15 protein-coding genes are annotated in these 16,839 nt (G+C 43.8%); 6 read left to right on the top strand and 9 right to left on the bottom strand.

The genetic code is table 11. From position 1 onward, the window contains the following. Window positions 1–6: 6 nt before the first annotated feature. From DWW10_RS19835 to DWW10_RS19795, 9 genes are all read right to left on the bottom strand, one after another. Window positions 7–1,227 carry a beta-ketoacyl-[acyl-carrier-protein] synthase family protein gene (locus DWW10_RS19835; protein ID WP_022392726.1) on the bottom strand — a complete coding sequence of 407 codons (1,221 nt, stop codon included), beginning with the start codon at window positions 1,225–1,227 and terminating at the stop codon, window positions 7–9. Continuing rightward, window positions 1,224–1,952, bottom strand: coding sequence for a flexirubin biosynthesis SDR family reductase FlxB (gene flxB, locus DWW10_RS19830; RefSeq protein ID WP_022392725.1), 729 nt, complete (start codon window positions 1,950–1,952; stop codon window positions 1,224–1,226). Before flxB ends, DWW10_RS19835 begins: the two co-directional genes overlap by 4 nt. Continuing rightward, window positions 1,953–3,482, bottom strand: a complete 1,530-nt coding sequence (gene flxA / locus DWW10_RS19825) for a flexirubin biosynthesis tyrosine ammonia-lyase FlxA (protein WP_182021482.1) — start codon at window positions 3,480–3,482, stop codon at window positions 1,953–1,955. A 121-nt stretch (window positions 3,483–3,603) separates the two neighbouring features. After that, window positions 3,604–3,996: a bactofilin family protein gene (locus DWW10_RS19820; protein WP_007667103.1), complete on the bottom strand. Its 393-nt coding sequence runs from the start codon at window positions 3,994–3,996 to the stop codon at window positions 3,604–3,606. 21 nt (window positions 3,997–4,017) lie between these two features. Beyond that, entirely contained in the window at window positions 4,018–6,276 is a 2,259-nt protein-coding gene (locus DWW10_RS19815) for a RelA/SpoT family protein (RefSeq protein WP_022392723.1), read from the bottom strand. A gap of 69 nt (window positions 6,277–6,345) precedes the next feature. Beyond that, window positions 6,346–7,653, bottom strand: a complete 1,308-nt coding sequence (locus DWW10_RS19810; protein WP_022392722.1) for a lytic transglycosylase domain-containing protein — start codon at window positions 7,651–7,653, stop codon at window positions 6,346–6,348. Between the two features lie 31 nt (window positions 7,654–7,684). Further along, window positions 7,685–8,530 (bottom strand): DUF5683 domain-containing protein, encoded by an 846-nt coding sequence (locus DWW10_RS19805; protein WP_022392721.1) that lies wholly within the window; start codon window positions 8,528–8,530, stop codon window positions 7,685–7,687. Continuing rightward, the gene (locus tag DWW10_RS19800; RefSeq protein ID WP_022392720.1) at window positions 8,531–9,418 is read right to left on the bottom strand and encodes a ParB/RepB/Spo0J family partition protein; all 888 of its coding nucleotides are present in this window, start codon (window positions 9,416–9,418) and stop codon (window positions 8,531–8,533) included. It lies immediately after the preceding gene. Window positions 9,419–9,434: 16 nt separating this feature from the next. Continuing rightward, complete coding sequence (locus DWW10_RS19795; RefSeq protein WP_022392719.1) at window positions 9,435–10,199, bottom strand: ParA family protein; 765 nt, start codon at window positions 10,197–10,199, stop codon at window positions 9,435–9,437. Window positions 10,200–10,816: 617 nt separating this feature from the next. On the opposite strand from DWW10_RS19795, the gene DWW10_RS19790 reads away from it, so the two are divergent. The 6 genes from DWW10_RS19790 to DWW10_RS19765 all read left to right on the top strand — a co-directional run bounded on the left by DWW10_RS19790 (window position 10,817) and on the right by DWW10_RS19765 (window position 16,835). Continuing rightward, window positions 10,817–11,086: a hypothetical protein gene (locus DWW10_RS19790; protein WP_259320509.1), complete on the top strand. Its 270-nt coding sequence runs from the start codon at window positions 10,817–10,819 to the stop codon at window positions 11,084–11,086. 79 nt (window positions 11,087–11,165) lie between these two features. Beyond that, on the top strand, window positions 11,166–13,325 hold the full coding sequence (locus DWW10_RS19785) for a TonB-dependent receptor (RefSeq protein WP_118421878.1): 2,160 nt from the start codon (window positions 11,166–11,168) through the stop codon (window positions 13,323–13,325). Further along, the gene (locus tag DWW10_RS19780; protein ID WP_022392716.1) at window positions 13,322–13,807 is read left to right on the top strand and encodes a DUF4625 domain-containing protein; all 486 of its coding nucleotides are present in this window, start codon (window positions 13,322–13,324) and stop codon (window positions 13,805–13,807) included. The genes DWW10_RS19785 and DWW10_RS19780 overlap by 4 nt, the downstream gene beginning before the upstream one ends. Window positions 13,808–13,916: 109 nt before the next feature. Then, window positions 13,917–14,681: a 5'/3'-nucleotidase SurE gene (gene surE, locus DWW10_RS19775; RefSeq protein WP_007667080.1), complete on the top strand. Its 765-nt coding sequence runs from the start codon at window positions 13,917–13,919 to the stop codon at window positions 14,679–14,681. Window positions 14,682–14,790: 109 nt separating this feature from the next. Beyond that, window positions 14,791–15,927: a lipid-A-disaccharide synthase gene (gene lpxB / locus DWW10_RS19770; RefSeq protein ID WP_022392715.1), complete on the top strand. Its 1,137-nt coding sequence runs from the start codon at window positions 14,791–14,793 to the stop codon at window positions 15,925–15,927. Between the two features lie 158 nt (window positions 15,928–16,085). After that, window positions 16,086–16,835: a NigD1/NigD2 family lipoprotein gene (locus tag DWW10_RS19765; protein WP_022392714.1), complete on the top strand. Its 750-nt coding sequence runs from the start codon at window positions 16,086–16,088 to the stop codon at window positions 16,833–16,835. Window positions 16,836–16,839: the final 4 nt, after the last annotated feature.

The following is a 16,839-nucleotide window of genomic DNA, read 5'->3' as shown; positions in this document are numbered from 1 at the left end:
CTTATATTACTTTACTTTTTTAATAATTAATGTAGAATTGGTCCCTCCGAATCCGAATGAGTTCGACAGGAATGTATCAAATTCCATATTTACTCGTTGGGCGGGGATCTTAAGTTGGGCAGAGGCTTCATCCGGCTCTTCGAAATTCAGGTTGGGAGCAATGAAGTTATTCTGCATCATTAAAGTAGAATAGATAACCTCGCTGGCACCCGCCATCCACATTTCGTGACCGGTCATAGACTTGGTGGAAGCCACATACGGGTGGTGTCCTTCAAATACTTCTGCTATGGCTTTTGCTTCATTCAAATCACCTATCGGAGTAGAAGTGGCGTGCGCATTAATGTATTTAATTTCATCCAATGCGATTCCAGCATTCCGGATAGCCATTTTCAGTGAACGCTTGGGTCCGTCTATATTAGGAACAGATATGTGATCTCCATTGGATGAAAAACCGTAGCCGATAATTTCTGCCAATATGGGTGCTCCTCGCTTAACTGCTGATTCATAACTTTCCAGTACCAGGCTGGCGCCACCTCCGCTGGGCACAAGTCCGTCCCTGCTTTTATCAAAGGGTCTGGATGCTTGCTGAGGCTCATCTTCCCGGGTAGAGAATGCACTTAATCCGTCGAAACTACCTACTGAGAATGGATTTACTTCTTGTGCACCGCCACAAAGAATACACTCTTGCAATCCTGACCTGATAAGCAGATAACCCATGCCAATGGCGTGTGAACCGCTTGCACAAGCACCGGAGATTGTGAAGTTTACTCCTCTGAGTTTGAAGATGACCGACAGGTTCATAGATACAGTCGAATTCATCGACTGGAAAATAGAACCGGAACCTACCAGAACGGTATTCTTCTTTTCCCGGATAATATCTACGGCATTAATAATCGGTGCAGTACTACTGTCATTTCCATACAGTATTCCTACTTCATTTGCTTCCAGGAATGCTCCATCAATGCCTGCATTTTTGAAAGCTTCTACACTTGCCAGATAGGCATATTCTCCCTGTTCAGGCAAACAGAGACGTTTCCGTCTGTCCAGCATTTTTTTAAGATCAGGGCGTTCCAGCAGACCAGTCAGTGCAGAAATATACCCCATTTCTTTCCGGTGGGGATCGATGCCGATTCCCGATTTACCGTTATATAATGAGTATGTTACTTCGCTCAGATTCTTGCCGATGCACGAGTAAATTCCCATTCCTGTAATGACAACTCTTCTCATGTATGCAGTCCTCCATTGATTGAAATAACTTCACCTGTGATATAAGAGGCGTTGGGGGAAACTAAGAAACTTACAAGATCAGCCACTTCTTCCGGTTCACCGAAGCGCCCGGCAGGGATGTGCTTTTTCCATTCGTTCTCGTTGATGTCTTCGGTCATTTCCGTACGGATGAATCCGGGGGCCACAGCATTGACTGTTACATGCTTCTTTGCCACTTCCTGGGCTAATGCTTTGGTAGCGGCAATGACACCCCCTTTAGCAGCAGAATAATTTGTTTGTCCGGGCATACCTTTGATACCTGATAGCGAAACTATATTGACAATGCGGCCGAAACGTTTGACTAACATGTTTTTAAGCAATGCCTGGGTGACATAAAAGAATCCATTCAAGCTGGTATTCAGTACTCCGTTCCATTCAGGTTCGGTCATCCAGAGCATTAAATTGTCTTTGCGAATTCCTGCATTGTTAATCAGTACTTCAATATATTCATCCGGATGTTGGGCACTCCAGGTGTTTAACGCTTCGGATACTGCTGCCGGGCTGCTTACATCGAACTTTAGTAGTTCTCCATCTCCTCCTTGCTCTCGAACGAGTTGCAGGGTATTAGCCGCTTCCTTATCATTGCTTTGATAATTAATCAGCACGGTATATCCTTTTTCTGCCAGTTTGATGCTGACAGCACGTCCTATGCCCCGGCTTCCGCCTGTAATTAATGCGTATTTCATTTATAAATTGAATTTCTTATTTTTCAAGTATTCATTCATAGCCTCTATTTCCTTATACTTAGGAGTATCTTGGGAAAATACAGGGAAGAATGCCCGGATTTCATTGTACACATTGCGTGATTCCGTGCTCAATTGATCTTGTATCTTTAAATAATCCACCGCCTGTACAATCCCCATAAACAGAATGCTCATGACTTGATAAGAATTCTCAATAACTGTTTTGGCTATTAATGCAGAATTCGTTCCCATGCTCACAATGTCTTGATTGTCATTGTTGTTAGGGATACTATGCACATACATTGGGTTGGATAGTGTCTGACACTCTGCAGTAGTGGAAGTTGCCGTGAATTGCGAAGCTTGCAATCCATAGTTTAGTCCCAGCACTCCCAGATTGACAAATGGGGGAAGTATTCCGTTGATACGATCATGGAACAGATAGTTCAACTGGCGTTCACTTAGCATTGTCAATTTAGTAATGGCAATTTTTAATTTATCCATCTCGAAAGAGATATAATCACCATGAAAGTTTCCACCATGATATACATTTTGGGTTTCCGGATCAACAATCGGGTTGTCACAGGCTGAGTTGATTTCGTTGATTAAGACTTCTTCCGTATTTATCAATGTGTCATAAACCGGTCCCAGTATCTGTGGAGTACATCTTAGCGAATAATAAGGCTGTACTTTATGTTCGAAGATCTTTTCCTCGTGTTTCTGTCCATACAGTTCATTTTCTCTCTTGCGTGTGCATTGGCTGCCCGACATCCAGGCTCTCATAGCTTCAGCTATTTTCTGCTGTCCTTTATGAAGCTTGGCATCGTTTAGCGGCTGAGAAACAAAATCATCATAGGATGCGGCAATCTCATTCATCATTACTGAGGCGCATACGGACCAGTTTAGTAATTGGCGTGCATAAATCAGATTAACAATGCCGATACCCGTCATGACGGAAGTACCGTTTGTTACTGAAAGTCCCTCACGAATGTGGATAGAGAAAGGTTTGAGATGATTCTTCTCAAGCACCTGGGCGGTAGGTTGTAGTTGTCCTTGATAGAACACTTCTCCTTCGCCGATCAAAGTCAATGCTATATGGGCCAATTGCACTAAATCGCCACTGGCACCTACACTGCCGTGTTCCGGTATATACGGAAAAATATCCAGGTTAATGAATTTAACAAGTAGTTCTACCAATTCTGTATGTATACCTGATTTTCCTTGTAAAAAGGTGAATAGTCGGGCAATCATTGCTGCTTTTACATAAAGAGGAGGTAATGGTTTACCTGCTCCGGTAGAGTGGCTTCTGATGATATTATATTGTAGTTCTGTTAATGATTTATCCTCAATTCTATATTGAGCCATAGGCCCGAATCCTGTATTTATTCCGTAAATAATTTTATCACTTGAAAAATCCTTCAAAAAACGGAAACTCTTATCTACTTCTTGAATACATTCATCAGAAATAATCACCTTCTCACCATTAAACAGTAGTTTCTGGAGCGTTCCCAAATTTATATATTTGCCGACTATCATAGTATACTTCATTGATATATACTGCAAAAGTAGCTATTTTATATTAATAATGAACGCCTATATAAGATAAAACTTTTTTCAGAAAGGTGGTTTTGTTAAATTGAATCTATTGTAAATAATGTTATTCAGTAACTGCTTCCAATAATTTTATCTCATTATTGGTATCATTCGTGTTACAGGTTCCATTGAATTTAGCTTGTGATTCTATCTCCAATTTACTGGTATAAATATTACCTTGCATCACGCAATTAGCTTTCAGAGTGAGTTCTTCCTTTATATAAGCATCACCGATGATAGTTCCATGTAGACAGGCATGTGTACAAGAAAGATTTCCGTGTATTCTTCCTTCGGGGCCAATAACAATTTTACCTGTACATTGAATATTTCCTTCTACGATTCCGTCGATGCGCATATCTCCATCGATAGAACAATCACCTTTTATTAAACTTTGACAGGAAAGTGTAGTTAATTTATTACTTACCTTGTCGTCAATTCCTTTTTTCGAATTAAACATATGAAATGTACTTTTATAGTTTTATGCTTCTACTCGGGTTACTTGTTTGATGTTCTGTATTTGTTTCAAGTTAGTGCTGATAGTCTTCACATCATCCACATCATGCACATACAGCTGGATATTTCCTTCAAAGATGCCGTCCGTTGTTTCGATGGATAGTTTACGGATGTTTACGTTCAACTGGCGGGAGATGACTTGTGTCACTTCGTTCAGTAATCCCATGGCGTCTATGCCTTTGATATAGATATTCACCAGGAAAGATAACTCTTTGTGTGTATCCCATTGTGTGGCAAGAATACGGTTGCCGTAGCTGCTCTTCAGTCTCGCAGCAATAGGACACTGGCGTTTATGGATAATAATCCGGTCGTTTTCGTCGATATATCCCAATACATCATCACCCGGAATAGGGTGACAACATTCTGCCATGATGTAATTTTTCTGGATATTCTCTTCCGTCAGTTTCAGAATTTGCTTAGTGTTGATCTTCTCCTTTTCCTGCGGTATCTTTTCTTCAACAGGTTCTTTGCTGTCTTTATTGCTACCGAATGAAAATGTGAGGAATTTCTTCCAGTTGGTTCCTTGTTTTTCTTTTAAAGCATTTTTATCCAGATCACCTAAGACGATTTTTCCATTGCCGATAGCTATGAGCAACTCATCCCTGCTCTTCATGTTATGAGCTTTCACTAGTTTGTCAACCAGCACATCGTCCAATCGTAACTCTTCTTTTTTGAAGAATTCGTTCAGAAGGGTTTCACCTTCTTTTTGGTTTGTTCTTTGTTCTTTGCGCAGGATGGCAGCTATCTTTGCGCGGGCACGGGCTGTAGTGGCAAATACTTCCCATTCCGGCTGTACCCGTTGTGATTTGGATGTCAGAACTTCCACCTGATCACCACTTTGCAATTTATGGCTGAGTGGTACAAGTTTATGGTTTACTTTTGCGCCGATACAATGGCTACCTATATCTGTATGTAGGGAAAATGCAAAATCCAGTGCGGTAGAGTTCTGTGGCATGGTCTTGATTTCACCTTTCGGAGTGAATACAAAGATTTCCGATGCAAACAGGTTCAATTTGATAGTGTCGAGGAAGTCAATGGCATCCGGTTGCGGATCATCGAGAATTTCCTTGATGGTGCGCAGCCATTTATCTAACTCACCTTCATCCTCGCTACCACCGCCTTCTTTGTATTTCCAGTGTGCGGCAAAACCTTGTTCGGCTACGTCATTCATGCGCTCACTGCGGATTTGTACTTCGATCCACTGTCCATTGTTGCCCATGAGGGTAACGTGTAGAGCTTGATAGCCGTTTGCTTTGGGGTGGCTCACCCAGTCGCGCAGGCGGTCGGGGTGGGGCTTGTATATTTTAGAAATAGAGACGTAGATATCGAAACAGTCGTTCAATTCTTCGTCCGCGTTACGTGGCTCAAAAATAATACGTACGGCAAGCAGGTCATAAATTTCTTCGAATGGAACATGCTTGGTTTGCATTTTGTTCCATATGGAATAAATGGATTTGACGCGTGCCAGGATGCGATACTTCAGTCCCATCTTGTCCATCTGTGCGCCTATCGGAGCAGTGAACTCTTTGAATACTTTATCGCGCTCGGTAGCCGTAGCTGCCAGTTTTTCTTCTATTTCGTGATATTCCTCAGGGTGTTCGTATCTGAAACTCAGGTTCTCCAGTTCGGTTTTTATCTTATAAAGTCCTAAACGGTTGGCAAGAGGAGCATATATGTATAAGGTCTCACCTGCAATTTTGAATTGCTTGTTCGGAAGCATGGACCCCAATGTACGCATATTATGCAGACGGTCCGCTATCTTGATAAGGATCACACGTATATCGTCGGACATCGTCAACAGCAACTTTTTGAAGTTTTCTGCCTGTGCCGAAGCCCGGTCACCAAAGATACCACCGGATATTTTAGTCAGTCCGTCTACAATCTGGGCGATTTTCGGACCGAATATATTCTCTATATCCTCTACGGTATAGTCTGTATCTTCTACCACATCGTGCAGTAATGCGGCACAAATGGATGTAGACCCCAGACCTATTTCGGTGCAAACAATCTGTGCCACGGCCAGGGGATGCATAATGTAGGGCTCGCCTGAGCGGCGTTTGATGCCCTTATGTGCCTGGTTGGCAAAGTTGAATGCCTTTGTTATAATTTCAATGCGCTTACGGTGCTTGGTTGCCAAATAGTCGTTTAACAGTTGCTGGAAAGCCTGTTCAATCATTTCCTCTTCGACTTTTTCTTTATCTTTCTGGCTCACATTCTCTTCCATATCCCTGTCTCCTTTCTTCTATTGCTGCAAAAATAAGCAAATTTCAACACCGTGCAAGCGTTTGTGCTCTTATTTATATATCTTCAATTGCTTTCCGGCGGAAATCTTGGTGTTATGCAACCCATTCCAACTTTGAAGTTGTTTTACGGTGACTCCATAGCGGCGTGCAATAGTACCCAATGTTTCGCCATTTCGTATTTTATGATAAGTCAGATTCCCACTGCCGGTTGTAGCGCGTCTTGCTGTAGAACGGGGTTCGGAGATGGCTACAGTTCTACGGTTTTTGAATAATTCATTCGCACGGTGGGCATAAATAGTATCTTGGCTGTCGATAAATGTACTGATGTAATTCATAGGCAGACGAAGAGTTTGCGTCTTGCTGTCACCGGGAATTATATTCTTCTTATACTGAGGATTAAGGCTTTTAACTTCTTCCATGCTAACGCCACAAATGTCGGCAAGTTGTTCGAAATGTAAGTTTTTTGTTACTTGTATGGTATCTGTAGCATCGGGGATATTAGTTTCCATGGGACAGATGTTGTGCTTACAATAGTAAGTCATCACATAATTGGCGGCAATGAATGCAGGCACATATCCACGGGTCTCTTTGGGCAGGAAATTATAAATTTCCCAATAATCAGTTTTACCTCCGGCACGGCGGATTGCTTTGTTTATAGTGCCTGGTCCGCAATTGTAAGCGGCGATCACCAGATTCCAGTCTTGATAAATGGCGTACAGGTCTTTCAGGTAGCGGGCAGCTGCCCACGTGGCCTTGATAGGATCACAACGTTCGTCGATAAGACTGTTGCTTTCCAATCCGTACATCTTTCCGGTAGCCAGCATGAACTGCCACAAACCGGAAGCACCTACACGGGATCTGGCAGAAGGATTCAGTGCTGATTCAATGATAGGTAAGTATCTGAGCTCGAGCGGTAATCCATAGGCATCGAGTGCTTCTTCGAAGATGGGCATATAAAAGTTGCAGGCGCTCAACATGAATGATACGTTATTGCGTAAACGTCCTGTGTACATGTCGATGAATTTACGTACAATCTCATTATAAGGCATTTCCATTACAGCAGGAATACGGCTGAGACGGTCGATATAAACAGAGTCACTAAAGAGCGGGTTCTCTGTGGAGGTACTGCAATCTTTACCTAAATCAATGTAATTCTTGGCTTTCCAGTCATTGAGCAGGCTGTCCAGCGGATAAGTCATACTTTGGGGAAGTTCAATGCTTTCCTGACGTTCTGTTCCGTTGTCACGGATCACTACTTCTACACTTTCCTGAGCTTGCGCCTGGAAAGCGAAAAGTGATAGACAAAACAGAAACGGAGTAGCGATAAACTTCTTCATATTTACAGATTTATTCTTCATGTGTGATTATTCTTTGGTATAGCTTAATTCATTAAAAACGGAAACTACATTGCACTCCGACAGATTTGTTGGAACTGCCTATGCTGTATTGACTGTTGATTACGGCAGGTTCTACCCGCATACTTAGGTCGGGGGTTATATCAAAATTGGATAGTTCCGCATCTACATAGGCATCAATAACCGATATCAGGTAAACACCTATGAAAGCGAAAATACTCAGGTCACGATAGCGCCTGTACGTATCCTTTTGCTTTCGGAGGGTTTCTGTTATCTGCGTTTTTGGGGTTCTGTCCAAATATCCGGGTGGCAAAAGGTCATGAATACTGTTGGCTTCCCAGTTGCCAAGAGCGGCATCTTTATAGGCCTGCATGTAGTCTTTATACATCTTGTTGTTCCAGGTTAGTGCATAAGCACATCCTGCAAATCCACCATATATAATAGGTAACTTCCAGAATTTACGGTTATAGATTTGTCCACCACCGGGGATAACCAGGGCGAGCCATGTTGCCTTGGTCGGGTTGGGGATAAATACTTTCTTGTTAAGTGCCCCGTTTATACTGTCTGTTGGTGTAGGAGACACTTGTGGGGTAGTACTGGAAGTCATTTCCAGCAGACGCTTTTTATTTTCGGCAGCAATGCTGTCGGCTAAGGCAAGGCTGTCAGCAGCCGAAACCCGTTGCAGGGCAGATTCTGTTTGTGCATTCAGGCTGTCCAGAGCTACTTGCGGCAGTCTTTTCAGTGAGTCTGCATGTTCCAATTGCTGCCGTTTGGCAGCGGCACGCGGACGGTTCTGCCCATACATAGCAATCCCTGCCGTCTGCACGAAGCAAAGCAGCAGGGCGATACACCATTGATATGTTCTTGTTCCTTTCGTCATTTATTTTTTTAGAGTATCGAGTATGCCGATAATACGTTCCAATTCTTCTTCGTTATTGAACGGGATACTGATTTTACCTTTTCCTTTATCCGAACAGGTCAACTGCACTTTGGTACTGAAGAAGCCTGATAACTGTTGTTTCAGCATGTTGAATTCTTCCGGCAGTTTTCCTCGTTTGGGAGCTATTTTTCGTCCGCCGCTTTTCACGGCTTCGCCTTCGCTCAGGGATTTTACTATTTCTTCCACCTTACGTACGGAATATCCATGCTCGATGATTTCTTCGAATATCTTCACTTGCAACTTCGGATCACCCAGTGTTACAAGCGCACGGGCATGTCCCATGTCTATCTGCTTGTTCTGCAACGCCATCTGAATGGGGGCGGGCAGTTTCAATAAACGCAGGTAGTTGGCAATTGTTGTACGCTTTTTACCGACACGTTCGCTAAGGCGTTCCTGTGTGAGCCCGTACTGCTCCAACAGATGCTGGTAGGCAAGGGCTATTTCCACAGAGTTCAGGTCTTCACGTTGTATATTCTCGATAAGCGCCATTTCCATAACGTTCTCGTCATCGGCAGTGCGGATATAGGCGGGAATACTTTTCAGTCCGGCGAGTTGTGAAGCACGGAAACGGCGTTCGCCTGCGATGATCTGATATTCATCGTCCGACAGCTTGCGTAGGGTAATGGGCTGAATGATACCTATTTCAGAGATTGAGTCGGCAAGTTCCTGAAGCGCTGTCTCGTCAAATTCATGACGGGGCTGGTTCGGGTTGACGACAATCTTCGACAACTCTATTTCGTTGATGGAAGAAGAGCCTTCGGTCTGCACTTCGTCCATTGAAAGCAGGGCGTCCAGCCCGCGTCCTAATGCATTTCTTTTTTGTGCCATGGTTCTTCGTTTTGAATTAATTATTACGGCTGATCAGTTCTTTGGCAAGTGCCATATGATTCTTGGCTCCTGTAGAGTCTGCATCATATAAGATGGTAGGCAGACCGTAGCTGGGAGCTTCACTCAGCTTGACGTTACGTTGAACGACAGTGTCGAACACCAGTTCCTGGAAGTGGCGTTTCACTTCGTCGTAAATCTGGTTGGCTTGGCGCAGACGCGAGTCGTACATAGTCAGTAGGAAACCTTCAATTTCAAGTGCCGGATTCAGTTTAGACTTGATAATTTTGATGGTATTCAATAATTTGCTGATACCTTCCAGTGCAAAGTATTCCGCTTGTACGGGGATAATCACGGAGTCGGCTGCCGTCAGTGCATTGATGGTAATCAGTCCCAAAGAGGGCGAGCAGTCTATCAAGATATAATCAAACTCTTCCTTCAATGGGGCAAGTACTTCTTTCAGTATCTTTTCCCTGTTTTTCAGATTGAGCATTTCTATCTCGGCGCCCACCAAGTTTATGTGTGAGGATATCACTTTCAGTGTCTCAATCTCCGTGTCATGGATAGCTTCGCGAACATCGGCCCGGTCGATAATGCATTCGTATATAGTGCATTCCGCCTGCTTGATGTCGACACCCAAACCGGAAGAGGCATTTGCCTGCGGGTCTGCGTCCACAACGAGCACTTTCTTTTCCAGGGTAGCGAGTGAAGCTGCGAGATTAATCGTAGTCGTAGTCTTCCCTACACCGCCTTTTTGATTTGCCAAAGCAATAATTTTTCCCATAATCTTAGTGTTTATTGGCAGCGAAATAAGTGATAATTCCGTATTGCACCTACTAAAAAAGAGAAAGATTGCAAAATCTGTTGATAAGTCGCCCTTTTTGTTAATAACTCCGGGTCGTTTTATTTCATTCCGACTCGTTTCGGCGCTTTTCGTTCTCTTGTTTAGCTCGCAAATATACGTAATTATCTTGAAATGAAACACCTTTTTTGTCTCGCTTGCAGAAGATTAAGATTTGTAAACCAATCTTCTCTGGGTTGAAAACGTAGGCAAGAGTTTATAATAGATGAGATAGAGAGGCTTTGTTTGAATCAAGACGAAAAAGAAAGGAAGGAAACCAGTTGACGAGTTGACAAGGGAACAAGGGGCTGCGCAATGCTTCTGTGCCGCATGGAACCTTGTCCCCTTGTCAACTTGTTAACTCGTCAACTTTCCCTCAAAACCCTATAGATAATGAACCCATATACCTATATATAAGTAAAATCCGGTGCCATAACACATATTAAGTACCGGAATTTGTGTTTTCTGTTTGAGATACATATCTTCGTGCCCAATTCAACTATTTGCAATAAGAAGTGAATAACAGTAAGAAGAAGAGGGTAGTTATAGCGTGGGTGCTGATGATGGCACTTATGCCGTTCTTCGTGGTGAAAGCCTTTCACCATCACGAGGAAGAACATGCTGCTTCTTGTTCTCATGCCGATCATCCGCGTCATTCGCCCGATGATTGTGCTATTTGTCACTTCTCTCTTTCCCTTTTCACGGAAGCGCAATTTGTTGACTTCCATTGTATCTTAACGCCCATACCTTTTGAGCAGGTTGTTCACCAGGATGAGATAGTTTATGCACTGTCTTATTCACATCACCTGCGCGCACCTCCCACAGCTTGATTACATAGTGGTTCTCGTGTGGAGACGGGCTTTCTTGACAGCCTGCCTCTCATTGTTTTATTCTAAAAGATTGTAATCAATGCGTATAGGAATTATTCCGGGCGTGTTAGGGGTGTTGTGTACAGCTCTTTCCGCCCATGCGCAAGAATCCGATTCAGTCCGTAATGTAGCTTTGCCTGAAGTAGTGGTGGCGGAAACTTACCAACAACTTCAGAATAAGAAGACTGCACTTACCCTTGAAGTGGCTGACCGGGATTTCTTGCGGAAACATTTTACAGGTAACTTTATGCAGGCGATGGAGAATATTCCGGGCGTGCAAGCTATGGATATCGGTTCGGGATTTTCTAAACCGATGATCCGTGGAATGGGCTTCAACCGGGTTGCCGTATTGGAGAATGGTATCAAACAAGAAGGGCAGCAGTGGGGAGCAGATCATGGTCTGGAACTCGATGCTTTCAATGTAGATGCCGTGAATGTGATGAAAGGCCCTGCTTCGTTGCTTTATGGCAGCGATGCCATGGGCGGAGTGATTGACATTGCTCCCGTACAGGTTCCGGCAGAGAATATGCTGTTTGGTGATGTAACGCTTCTGGGAAAGTCTGTCAACGAGACTTTCGGCGCTTCGCTGATGTTGGGCATCAAAAAGAATGCCTGGTATACGAAGCTGCGTTATTCCGAACAGCGATTCGGGGATTACCGTATCCCGGCGGATACGATAATCTACCTGACTCAGAAGATGCCGGTCCATGGTCGTCGGCTGAAGAATACGGCAGGGTGGGAGCGTAATATCAATTTCTTTACCCAATACCAAAAGAAAGGGTATAAGTCGAATTATGCCGTGTCCAATGTATTTCAGAAGACAGGTTTCTTTCCCGGTGCACATGGAATTCCCGATGTGTCGCGTCTGGAAGATGACGGTGATAGCCGGAACATAGAGCTTCCCTATAGTAAAGTGAACCATCTGAAAGTGACTACTCATCAGCAATATGCCTGGGAGAAGTTTATCCTGTCGGGTGATATGGGGTATCAGAATAATCATCGTGAAGAATGGAGTGCATTCCATACCCATTACGGCAGCCAGCCTTTGCCGGAAACAAATCCGGATAAGGAACTGGGGTTTAATCTGAATACTTTCAGCTTTTCTGCGAAAGGGCGGCTTATCGGTTCTTCTTCCTGGGAACATCGGATGGGATGGGATTCTCAGTTTCAAAGAAACACAATTTCAGGCTATTCTTTTCTGCTGCCGGAATATGAGCGTTTCACTACCGGGGTATCCTGGCTTACAACGTATCGTCCGCACAATGTACTTGCTGTTAGTGGAGGCATACGGTATGATTATGGGCGTATGCGTGTTTTCGCTCACGATGATCCGTATCTGGCAACTTACCTGCAGGAGCAGGGATATAGTGATGAGCAGGTGGAATCCTATCGCTGGAACAGCCGTCGTGTAAACAGAAACTTCGGAGACTATTCTCTGTCACTGGGAGTGGTGTGGACACCTTCTGTACGGCATCAGCTGAAGGTAAACGTTGGGCGGAGCTTCCGTCTGCCGGGTGCGAATGAACTGGCTTCGAATGGGGTACATCATGGCACATTCCGCCACGAACAAGGGGACGCCACACTTTCTTCCGAGCAAGGCTGGCAAATGGATGTTTCTTATCAGTTGAAGTACGGACGATTATCCCTGTATGTTTCTCCGTTCGTCAATTGGTTCAGCAATTATATCTTTCTACGCCCTACGGGGGAATGGTCCGTATTACCCCATACAGGACAGATTTATCGATATACACAGACGGAGGCGTTGTTTGCAGGAGCAGAGGCAGGTGCAGAGGTTCGTATTTCTTCTGCTTTCAGTTATCGCATATCCGGTGAGTATGTCTATACCTATAATTGTGATGAACATATTCCTTTGAGCTTTTCTCCGCCTGCCACTTTGCACAATACGCTGACCTGGCAGAAGAAACGTTATATGCTGTATGCCGAATGGCAAAACATAGCCCGTCAAAATCGGGTGGACCGTAACGAAGATCGTACTCCGGGTGCGAACCTTTTCCATATAGGTGGCTCTCTTGATTTACCTGTTGCCGGAAATAAGGTGGAGGTCACTCTGGCCGTCCGGAACATATTCAATACGCGTTATTACAATCATCTCAGTTTTTACCGCAAAGTGGAGATCCCTGAACCGGGACGAAACTTTCAATTATTAATTAAAGTACCTTTTAAAAAACGATTCAAATGAAAACAAAATTTTATTTTCCGATGATTCTTTCCCTTTTAGTGATGGTTATGTCGTTGTTTACGGCTTGTAGTGATAGTGATAATCCGCTTAGTGATACTACAAAGCCGGTAATTGATCTTAATTCACCCACCGAAGGTCAGGTGCTGGCAATAGGTAGTGAGCACGGTGTGCATTTTGAGATGGAGCTATCGGATGATGTTATGCTAAAATCGTATAAGATAGAGATTCATAATAATTTCGATCATCATTCGCATGATACCCGGGTTACGGGGACTACCGTGGATTTCACTTTTAACAGGTCGTATGATGTGTCGGAACAAAGAACGGCGCATATTCATCACCATGATATCGTGATACCCGCTAATGCTACTCCGGGAGATTATCATCTGATGGTTTATTGTACGGATGCTGCCGGAAATGAAGCTCATGTTGCACGCAACATAGTGTTGAGTACAACGGGAGGAGATGATGGACATCACTAATCCTCATTCTTTCCTTCATCTCTTCTTTACTCCTGTTTAATATATTAAGTCTTCAAAGCTTGATATCCGGTTCTCTTTTGCTATTTTTGCACTGAAAATTAGGATAAATATGGAAAATCAGAGACCTTTGATATTAATATCCAATGACGATGGAGTCATTGCGAAAGGTATTAGTGAGTTGATAAAGTTTCTCCGTCCGTTGGGAGAAATCGTAGTAATGGCGCCGGATGCACCGCGTTCGGGCAATGCAAGTGCGCTGACAGTGACTGAACCTATTCATTATCAGTTGGTACGTAAAGACGTAGGACTTACGATTTACAAATGTTCCGGCTCTCCGGTAGACTGTGTGAAGCTTGCTTTCCATACAGTGCTCGACCGTAAACCGGATTTGGTAGTCGGCGGTATCAATCATGGAGATAATTCTGCCGTGAATGTACACTATTCCGGTACGATGGGAGTGGTAATTGAAGGTTGCCTCAAAGGAGTTCCCTCTATTGGTTACTCTCTTTGCTGTCACGATCCGAACCCTGATTTTGAACCTTCGGGCCCTTATATCCGTGAGATTGCCCGTCAGGTTCTGGAAAAAGGACTGCCACCGTTGACTTGTCTCAATGTGAACTTCCCTAATGTAAAAGAGCTGAAAGGTGTCAAAGTATGTGAGCAATCCAAAGGACAATGGACGAATGAATGGGAAAACTTTGCACATCGTGGCGATACTCATTATTATTGGTTGACCGGTGAATTCCAGAATACGGACCCCGATAATGAGAAGAACGACCATTGGGCACTCGATAACGGCTATGTAGCCATCACTCCGACTACGGTGGATGTTACGGCTTACAATCTTATTGATGAGTTACAATCTTGGTTTTAGAGAAGTTGAGAATTGAGAGTTGAGAATTGAGAGTTAGTTGTATTATGACGCTGCATAGTAACTCTCAATTCTCAACTCTCAACTCTCAACTTCATAAAATTTTAATTTTATGAAGTATTACTTGATTGTCGGTGAAGCTTCCGGTGACCTGCACGCGTCTCACCTGATGGCTGCTTTGAAGGTAGAAGACCCACAAGCGGAATTCCGCTTCTTCGGGGGAGACCTGATGGCTGCGGTTGGCGGAACGATGGTGAAGCATTATAAGGAGTTGGCATATATGGGATTTATCCCTGTGTTGTTGCACCTGCGTACCATCTTTGCCAATATGAAGCGATGCAAGGAAGATATCGTTGCTTGGCAGCCCGATGTGGTGATATTGGTGGATTACCCCGGTTTCAACCTGAGTATAGCCAAGTTCTTGCGGGCGAAGACACATATCCCTGTCTATTACTATATCTCTCCGAAGATATGGGCTTGGAAGGAATACCGTATCAAGAATATCAAACGGGATGTGGATGAATTATTTTCTATTCTACCGTTCGAGGTGGAATTCTTTGAAGACAAACATCACTACCCGATACATTATGTAGGTAATCCTACGGTAGATGAGGTGACCCTCTTCCGTGCAGAGTACCCTGAAACCTTTGACGGCTTTGTTCGTGAAAACAACTTGGATTCTAAGCCAATCATTGCTTTGCTGGCAGGTAGCCGGAAGCAGGAAATAAAGGATAATCTGCCCGATATGCTTCGGGCAGCTTCTGCTTTCCCGGAATACCAGTTGGTTTTGGCTGGTGCACCCGGTATTTCTCCCGATTATTATCACGAATATATAGGTGATGCGAAGGTGAAGATCCTTTTCGGTCAGACCTACCGCCTGCTACAACAAGCTGAGGCGGCGTTAGTGACTTCGGGGACTGCTACATTGGAGGCCGCTTTATTCCGGGTGCCGCAAGCTGTCTGTTATCATACGCCGATAGGAAAAGTCGTCTCTTTCCTGCGCCGCCATATACTGACGGTGAAGTACATTTCGCTGGTAAATCTGATTGCGAACCGTGAAGTAGTGAAGGAGCTGGTAGCTGATACAATGACAGTTGAACAAGCACGTGCCGAACTGGAACGTATTCTATATGATAAAGATTATCGGCAGCGAATGCTTGATGGATATGAATACATGGCGGCACGCCTGGGTGATGCAGGTGCTCCGAAGCGGGCGGCACAAGAGATGGTCCGTTTGCTACGAAAGTGATTCTTCTTACATAATGAAACCTCTTGGGTTTCAAAAGACTATAAAATTGTTAAAAGAGATAAAGCCGGTGCAGTAATAGCCCGGCTTTCGTATTTTATAGTCAGAACATGCGATATGAACTAATAATTATTACGGTAACAAACAAGAGGACTTTAATTATGAAGAAATTACATTGGTTATTTATGATGATGTGTCTGGCGGTGCTACCTGCCTTGCAGTCATGCGATGATCTCGACAGCGGATACTCAATCGGGGACTTTTCTTATCCGAACTGGGCTACTATACGTGTAAAGGGGAATACTTTCTATATGGAGAGTGATACTTGGGGAACACTTTGGCCTATCAATACGGATATGGGTTGGTATCAGCCGGTAGACGGGCAACGTGTGGTTACGGTGTTCAATCCTATTTATGATAATTATGAAGGATATGATCATGCTGTGAAGATATTACGTCTAGAGCATGCCCTGACGAAAGTAGTGGAACCGTTGACTGCTGAGAACGAGGAAGAGTATGGTAATGATCCGGTACTGATTTATAAAGGAGATCTGACGGTCAGTGGTGGTTATATGAATATTGTTTTTATGCAGAACTTGCCGAAGGATCCGGATACGAAACATCGTATCAGTCTGGTGCAACCTGCTGAAGCTACAGCAGATGCTGTGAGTGAAGATGACGGATATCTCCATCTCGAACTTCGCTATAATAATTACGGTGATGTAAGTGGACGCCGTGCTGCCGGATTAGTATCTTTCAATCTGAAAGAAGTATTGACTTCTGAGATGAAGGGTATCAAGCTGAAACTTAATTCGGAAGTGAACAAAGAAATAGAAATAGTATTTGAAAAACAATCAAATAATGCTGAAGAAGCTTCGAACTTAGATTTCTCAAAGATGCAATTGAAGTAGAGTA

Source organism: Bacteroides intestinalis (assembly GCF_003464595.1).
Taxonomy (GTDB): domain Bacteria; phylum Bacteroidota; class Bacteroidia; order Bacteroidales; family Bacteroidaceae; genus Bacteroides; species Bacteroides intestinalis_A.
This window is presented reverse-complemented; position numbering and strand designations above follow the sequence as displayed.

Bases quoted from the DNA above. Each gene is read 5' to 3' on its own strand.
- lpxB (WP_022392715.1), top strand. From the start codon at position 14,791: ATGAAGTATTACTTGATTGTCGGTGAAGCTTCCGGTGACCTGCACGCG.
- DWW10_RS19835 (WP_022392726.1), bottom strand. From the start codon at position 1,227: ATGAGAAGAGTTGTCATTACAGGAATGGGAATTTACTCGTGCATCGGC.
- surE (WP_007667080.1), top strand. From the start codon at position 13,917: ATGGAAAATCAGAGACCTTTGATATTAATATCCAATGACGATGGAGTC.
- flxB (WP_022392725.1), bottom strand. From the start codon at position 1,952: ATGAAATACGCATTAATTACAGGCGGAAGCCGGGGCATAGGACGTGCT.
- DWW10_RS19805 (WP_022392721.1), bottom strand. From the start codon at position 8,530: ATGACGAAAGGAACAAGAACATATCAATGGTGTATCGCCCTGCTGCTT.
- DWW10_RS19785 (WP_118421878.1), top strand. From the start codon at position 11,166: ATGCGTATAGGAATTATTCCGGGCGTGTTAGGGGTGTTGTGTACAGCT.
- DWW10_RS19810 (WP_022392722.1), bottom strand. From the start codon at position 7,653: ATGAAGAATAAATCTGTAAATATGAAGAAGTTTATCGCTACTCCGTTT.
- DWW10_RS19800 (WP_022392720.1), bottom strand. From the start codon at position 9,418: ATGGCACAAAAAAGAAATGCATTAGGACGCGGGCTGGACGCCCTGCTT.
- DWW10_RS19765 (WP_022392714.1), top strand. From the start codon at position 16,086: ATGAAGAAATTACATTGGTTATTTATGATGATGTGTCTGGCGGTGCTA.
- DWW10_RS19790 (WP_259320509.1), top strand. From the start codon at position 10,817: ATGATGGCACTTATGCCGTTCTTCGTGGTGAAAGCCTTTCACCATCAC.
- DWW10_RS19815 (WP_022392723.1), bottom strand. From the start codon at position 6,276: ATGGAAGAGAATGTGAGCCAGAAAGATAAAGAAAAAGTCGAAGAGGAA.
- DWW10_RS19795 (WP_022392719.1), bottom strand. From the start codon at position 10,199: ATGGGAAAAATTATTGCTTTGGCAAATCAAAAAGGCGGTGTAGGGAAG.
- DWW10_RS19780 (WP_022392716.1), top strand. From the start codon at position 13,322: ATGAAAACAAAATTTTATTTTCCGATGATTCTTTCCCTTTTAGTGATG.
- flxA (WP_182021482.1), bottom strand. From the start codon at position 3,482: ATGATAGTCGGCAAATATATAAATTTGGGAACGCTCCAGAAACTACTG.
- DWW10_RS19820 (WP_007667103.1), bottom strand. From the start codon at position 3,996: ATGTTTAATTCGAAAAAAGGAATTGACGACAAGGTAAGTAATAAATTA.